Origin of the sequence: Bacteroides muris (ex Fokt et al. 2023) (assembly GCF_024704895.1) — a bacterium.
Taxonomy (GTDB): domain Bacteria; phylum Bacteroidota; class Bacteroidia; order Bacteroidales; family Bacteroidaceae; genus Bacteroides; species Bacteroides muris.
Genome location: NZ_JAMZEE010000050.1, coordinates 21339 through 27925, shown reverse-complemented (window position 1 = coordinate 27925; position 6587 = coordinate 21339). Strand labels below are relative to the sequence as shown.

The following is a 6587-nucleotide window of genomic DNA, read 5'->3' as shown; positions in this document are numbered from 1 at the left end:
ACCTTGACAGGCCGCCCAATACTCTATGTCTTTTGCTTGGTTGAAAAAAATAAAGTTCTTATCCCGAACTCACGTTTTTATAAAATTGATTATAAAGGACTTGTACTATACGTTTCCAAACAACATACTCACCTAGAATAGTTTTTTTATTTATTAACGCTAAAATATTTTGTATTATGGCACTCATTTTTTGCTCCCATTGTGGAAAGCAGGTTTCGGACAAAGCCACCACCTGCCCTCATTGTAATGCAGTCCTGCAAGCAGGACAACCTCAGGTTCAACCTCAAACAGCCCAACAACCGTTCCAGCAGAACACGAATGCTACACAACAGTCGGTTTATGTAAATGTTCCCGGCAAGCAGTCCAATGGTATCGGTACTACCGGGCTGGTATTCGCCATTCTTGGAATCTTTCTTGGGTGGATACCTATTCTTGGGTGGATACCTATTCTTGGGTGGATTATCTGGTTCTTCGGTGCGCTTTTTAGTTTCATCGGATTATTCAAAAGTCCGCGCGGCTGCGCCATTGCAGGTTTCATTATCTCATTTATATGGGTGATTGTCGTTGTGTTCGTCGTCGGGTCTATTGGAGCCTTTTCACTCTTTAGTTAATGGTCGCTATACATAGGTTCTATCGTTCAAGAATTTAAATACCAATTAAATAGTGCTGGCAAAAAGAATAAATTCACTTTTTGCCAGCATATTTTGTCTTGTTCCTTTTGTATGGAAAACAAAAGAAAGTAGAGCTAAAGGGGCTTCATGATTTCATTCTCATATTAAAACGCTGAACAAATTTTTTGAAAAAGAATTAAACAGGCTCTCAGCATTTCTGCACTTCTGTTTGCATAATATTATTTTACTTGTATGCAAATTACATGTTTCCTGCAATACTGCATCTTAAATTTTTGCTTACTAAGGATTATCCGCGCGCACAATCAGTTCCTTTCCAAAAGAATCAAGTTGCTAATGAGTTCTCATAGAGATTGTTATTGCAACTTCAAGAACGGCAGCGTATTCCCGCTCGTCGACAGCGGCAACTTCCCGTCCCATTTCTCCACAGCCTTTAGTTGAATCAATTCCGGCGTAATGCTTTGTTGAAGAATACGGTTGGCATCCGCCTTACCCTTGGCGGCAGCTACTACCTTTTCTGCCTCGGCTATGGCAGCTTTCTTTTCATTCTCCACCTTCAGGGCATTCTGCACAGCAGTGTTCTTGGCATCAATGGCCGCCTGCAAAGTTTCATTGGGTTTCACGGACGACTGGATATTGGTGAACGTAAAGCCACGCTTGCTCAGACGCTCTTTCAGCAGTTCCTCCACTTCTTTCTCGAAAGCGGGACGGTTGTTGATGAGCGAGTCCGTCTCATAGAGTCCTGCCACGTCCTTATAGGCATTCTTCACTTCCGTCAGAATGACGCTCTGCTCCAATTCTTCGGTAGTCTTGCGATAGCGCAAAAAGACCACCTTGGCATTGTCGCGCTCAATATAATACTCAATAGTAGGGTCTGTCTTGAAAATCGTACCTTTCTTATCTTGAATGTCAAAAGGCTCGTAGTCCACAATCTGCGCGAAAGCGGGATACTCAAAAAGCTGCTTGGCAAAGCGGTTGTAAACCACCCAACCCGTTTCCACCTTGGCATCGTCCACACCGCGCTCACTGCCTGCCAGGTTAACGATGATACCCGTCTGTCCCGAGTCAATACGCTCCACAGCAAACATGACCAAGAACAATACTATAATTCCAATGACTGAGACTCCTGCCGCACCTACTTTTACTGTTGATTTGTTTGTAATTCCCATGGCGTTTTCTGTTAGTTTAATGAATAATGTTACAAAGATATTCATAATTGTTTGTCCAAGAAAGGCAATCCGGTCATTTTTGGAGAGGAAAGGCCTCCCTCCCGCACATAGTGTAGAAAGGAGACCCATAGTCTCCATATTTTCAGAATTTACCCAGCCCAGCAATGTTCACGATACGACCTGCCAGCAATGCTTTCTTCAGATAAGTACGGAAATCCTTCAGCGTACTGTAGGAATTACCCTCACTCACACCGGACATGACACTGATTTCCTTTGCCACCTCTTTCTGTTTTGCCGGATTGCTGCATTTATAAGCAATCGCAGGATATCCCTTTTTTACAAAGCTTTATTTCCTTCTCGCAAGATACTCGATGGCATAAACTGACCAGCGGGGAACTTTGCGGATATTTGTACGGACAGCAGGAATGTCGCACAGCAGGAAGAGGGCGGCAAGGCCTAAAGCGAACCAGATAACATAGCCATAAACCTGCTTCATTGCCACCATCATCATGGAGTGCAGGAAGTCGCGGCCAACGTATTCGCCGAGGTTGAAGTGCGCCATATCCAAATGCGTGAGAGTGAGTTGCTGTCCGTAGCTCATCATGTTGTCGTTCATAAAGTGCGAGAAGATAGTGGTATAAATGCCATAACCTGCCGCTCCTGCCAGATACATGTGGAGGATGTTGAACACGAACAAGCCCATGAAGAACTGCTCAAGACTTGGCACTGATTCGTCTAAAGCCCACATCAATGTCGGGACAAGGATGGCATACGCAAATCCTCGCAAGAAGATGGCAAAACGGTACTGCTCGATATTGACGTTTATGTCAAGCGTGAAGTACATCAGCATGCCATAGAGTGCGATACCGATGAAGGCAATGCCGAAGAGTTTCCACACCTTCCACTTCTTGACTTTCAGCCAATAGAGATCGAGCAGGATACCGAGGTACATGCCGGGAAGTGCCCACATATACTGCGACTCTTTGGTCAGCTCCTCCAGCCGGATGACTTCGCTGTAGAGTATCTCTTCCATCGTGTGTTCAGCACCGAAAGCAAGTTCGGCAAAGAAGGTGACGAGGAGGATGGAAACAACGTTGCGACGTGTAAAAAGACCAAGCTCGATGTAGGGGTAACGGTAGTAGCGCAGGCGGTAGAGCACAATGCCGGAAAGCACAATGGCAGCACCGAACAGAAGGCGTATGCGGAGGGTATCGAACCACATGAAATAGTCGCCGTACACTACAATGTACGACACCACGAGCATCAGTCCGCAGATGAGCAATGCTCCCTGAAAGTCGATACCTTTGAGCGACAGACGCTGGGGCATGGGACAAAACGGACGGCAGAAGATGGCCTGCATGAGCAATACGAACGACATAGTGCCGATGGTGAAGACGTGCATCATCTGCCATGTGAAATGATGACCGAACCAGGCGGCAAGCCATCCGCTACCCTCGATGGCGGTGAGCAGGATGATGTGAAGCACGGGGAAGAAAACGGCAAAATCGCGTCGGGGGGTAATCCAAAGCTGGATGTTGCTCATGCACTCGAACGTGCCCTGTATCTTAGCCATTCCGGCTATGAAGCACACTATCATGAGCACAGGCATCGACTGGCAATGCATCGTCAGCACATTGCATACGGCAAGAACGATGGCAGAACCGCAGAGCAACTGCTTGTTGGTGAAGCGGAACTTCATGCGGAAAAGCATAGGAAAATAGACAGCCATGCCCGCGAGGGTGGCATAAAGCAGAAAGAGCACGTCCTCAATCATGAAGTCGGTGGTGCCACGAATGCCATCCAGTGCACCAAGGTAGATGCCACCGCCGAACTGGAAGCAAAAGGCGGTCAGCACGTACAGCCACGGCTGTATCCGGCGAGGCACCCATCCCTTCATCATAGGCATGGAAAAGCCCATGCCGGGTGGAGGGCCACCGGCGCTCTTCATAAAGAATTCAGTCAATTGTCCCATTACTCCTCAACGATACATTCCACATTATAACCGCCCTTGAGCCTGGCAACATCAGCATTCTCATCGAGCTTGATGCGTACGGTGACGCGCTGTTCGACCTTCACAAAATTACCCGTGGCATTGTCGATGGGAATAAGTGAGAAGGCACTGCCGGTAGCATCAGAGATACGTTCCACCGTACCCGTATATTGTATACCGGGAACGGCATCGGCTGTAATCTCAGCTTTACCACCCACCTTGATGTGAGGCAACTGGCTTTCCTTGTAGTTTGCCTCAACCCAACGTTCACCATTGTCAACAATACTCACCAGTACCTGGCCCGGATTGACAAGCTGACCTACGTGAATATCCTTCGTGCCAACGGTACCGTTACAAGTGGCAATGATGTAGCAATAGGAGAGGTTGAGACGGGCGAGGTCGACGGCACGACGAGCCAGTTCGATGCCCTGCTCCGAAACGGAAAGGTGATGCCCCTGTTCGGCCACAACAGCCGACTGCATCTGACGTGAACGAACCGCCTGCTCGTAGGCTGCCTTGGCACTCAGATAGCCCGTATGTACTTTATCATATTGTTGTCGGGTAACAGCATCCTGACTGAGGAGCTTCTTGAAACGAGTATCCTCACGCATGGCATTCTCCATCTGTACACGTGCGGATTCGATGCCGGCTTCGGTAACGGTCATGCTTGTCTTGGTGGTAACGATGCTGCTTGCCGTTCCCTGCGAACCGTGTTCGGCACGGATAAGGTCGGTCTCGGCTTGGGCCAGTCGCAAGCGAAATTCGGCATCCTCGATGATGGCAAGCGTATCACCCTTCTTTACCTGCTGAAAATCTGCGAACCGTACCTCACGGATGAAGCCTTGCACACGGCTGCTCTGAGGCACGATGTTCTGGCGCACACGGGCATTGTCGGTAAATTCTCCACTGCCGAAGTACATAAACTGGCTCACCACATAAACAGCTCCACCCAAGAGGCAAAACACGATAAGCGCATTGTACAAATAGATGTGTATCTTGTTTTTTTCCATTATTATAAAGTATTTGTTACGTATTTGAGTGTATAGAAATTATAAAGCATGCCGATGCGGGCATTAACCAGCGCCATTTCTGCAGAAAGTTTCATGTTGGAGGCATCGACCATGTCGGTAAGGAGCGCAAGGTCGTTCTGATAACGATTCTGCACCACGAAGTAGTTCTGATTGGCAAGTTCCACCTGCTTCTGCTGTGTCTTCACCTCGGTGTAGGACGTAAGGAGGTTGATGTAGTTTGCCTCTACAGCATTCTCCACACCCTCACGGGCCAAGGCGAGCACTTCCCTTGACTGCCGATGTTCAGTACGTGCCTTGCGGATGTGGTGTTTGTTCTTCCAAAGACTGCCAAGATTGAACTTTACGCCTATCCCGACAAACCACACATTTACATTGCAATCCTTCGAGATGAGGTCTTGTGTATAAGGTCCAAAGAAATGATTCTCTGCCACAACAGCCACCGAAGGTAATGATTCCGCCTTTGCCTGCTTCACCTTCTGCTCTGCAAGATTTGTGGCAACCGTTGCCTGGCGGATACCAAGATTGTTGTCCGTTGCCGTCTGCTGCCATGTGTCTTGAACGGCGATTGCCGAGAGTGCGTCTATTTCTGTGTTGAGCTCATTCTTATCGGGAACTATAACCGTCTGCTCCGGTAAATGAAGCGTTGTAACCAGTTGATGGTTAATGATGGTAGAAGCATCGGTGAGCCTTGTCAGTGTGAGTTCAAGACTCTGCAACTGATATTCATAGCGAGTGATGTCGTTCTGCAAAACAGTACCCTGCTCACGGTGGGCTTTCATTTGGTCAATCTCCTTCTGCGTAAGTGCGATATTCTGACACACCACTTCTATCTGATTGCCTAACTTGTAGAGGTCAAGATAGTAACCCGTCAACAAGAAACGCACCTCCTGGCGGTTTTTCTCCACATCGAGTTCTGCCATCTTTTTGCCCAATTCTGCCATGCGGATGCCCGAACGGATAGCGCCACCGGCATACACAACCTGCGACACCCGAGCCGTGAAACTATTTCCCCAATGGGGGGTGTCCTGCTTGCCGTTTGCCACAGGAATAGCCCCCATACCTGGCACGATGTAGTCTGTCACTCCATCGGTCGAGAAACCTCGCGACAGCATGAAGGCATTGCCCGTATAACTGCCCTGAAGGCTCAAATCCACACTCGGCAGCAAAGCCGATCTGGCTACTGCCACCCCTTCGCTGGCTGCCTGCAAAGCCACTTCACTCACCCTCACTTTCTGACTCTGTTGGTCAGCAAGATTGTAAAGTGCCGTGAGTGTCATCGCCTGCACAGCCTTGTCTTGTGCATATATAGGCATAAGACAAAGCTCTCCGGCCATCAGAGCGACAACCAGAGCTGAATAAACCATAAGTTTGTTCATGAAATAAAAATAAATGTATTGTTGTTCATTATTTTTTCCTCTAACCGTTAACTATAAGCCGTTAACCTCTGTTCATTCCCTCGGAAATACTAATAATGAACCATAAGAGTCCGGACAGCACAACATCTGCCACAATGCGCTACAAACGACCTCATCAGGGAATATAAAAAAGATGAGAACCGAATTTCGAGCACTATTGATTAAGAAATCCGGTGCAAAAGTACAAATAAAAAGTCGAAATAGGGTTCAAAAAAGTCGGTAAGTATCAAAAATTAATGTTTGAAAAGTATGGTATCATCCTTTTTCTTATTGACAATTTTAACTTAAAATAAATCGTAGTCAATAAATCACTGCACATCATATAGTAATAGGGAATAGCCTGCACCACAGCC

The 6587-nt window shown here is 47.5% G+C and carries 6 protein-coding genes; 1 reads left to right on the top strand and 5 read right to left on the bottom strand.

Features of this window, described 5'->3' with window-relative positions; all coding sequences use genetic code 11:
- Positions 1-176: 176 nt before the first annotated feature.
- On the top strand, positions 177-611 hold the full coding sequence (locus M1B78_RS15925) for a zinc ribbon domain-containing protein (protein ID WP_257941206.1): 435 nt from the start codon (positions 177-179) through the stop codon (positions 609-611).
- A gap of 374 nt (positions 612-985) precedes the next feature.
- Here the strand turns inward: M1B78_RS15925 and M1B78_RS15920 are convergent, their stop codons facing one another.
- The 5 genes from M1B78_RS15920 to M1B78_RS15900 form a co-directional block, all read right to left on the bottom strand.
- Entirely contained in the window at positions 986-1798 is an 813-nt protein-coding gene (locus tag M1B78_RS15920) for an SPFH domain-containing protein (protein ID WP_035457507.1), read from the bottom strand.
- Positions 1799-1940: 142 nt separating this feature from the next.
- Positions 1941-2078, bottom strand: coding sequence for a hypothetical protein (locus M1B78_RS15915; RefSeq protein WP_176468829.1), 138 nt, complete (start codon positions 2076-2078; stop codon positions 1941-1943).
- Between the two features lie 66 nt (positions 2079-2144).
- Positions 2145-3770 (bottom strand): hypothetical protein, encoded by a 1626-nt coding sequence (locus M1B78_RS15910; protein ID WP_257941205.1) that lies wholly within the window; start codon positions 3768-3770, stop codon positions 2145-2147.
- A complete protein-coding gene (locus tag M1B78_RS15905) occupies positions 3770-4798 on the bottom strand; it encodes an HlyD family secretion protein (RefSeq protein WP_257941204.1) in 1029 nt (342 codons plus the stop codon). Before M1B78_RS15905 ends, M1B78_RS15910 begins: the two co-directional genes overlap by 1 nt.
- A gap of 2 nt (positions 4799-4800) precedes the next feature.
- Positions 4801-6183 (bottom strand): TolC family protein, encoded by a 1383-nt coding sequence (locus M1B78_RS15900; protein WP_257941203.1) that lies wholly within the window; start codon positions 6181-6183, stop codon positions 4801-4803.
- Between the last annotated feature and the right edge of the window lie 404 nt (positions 6184-6587).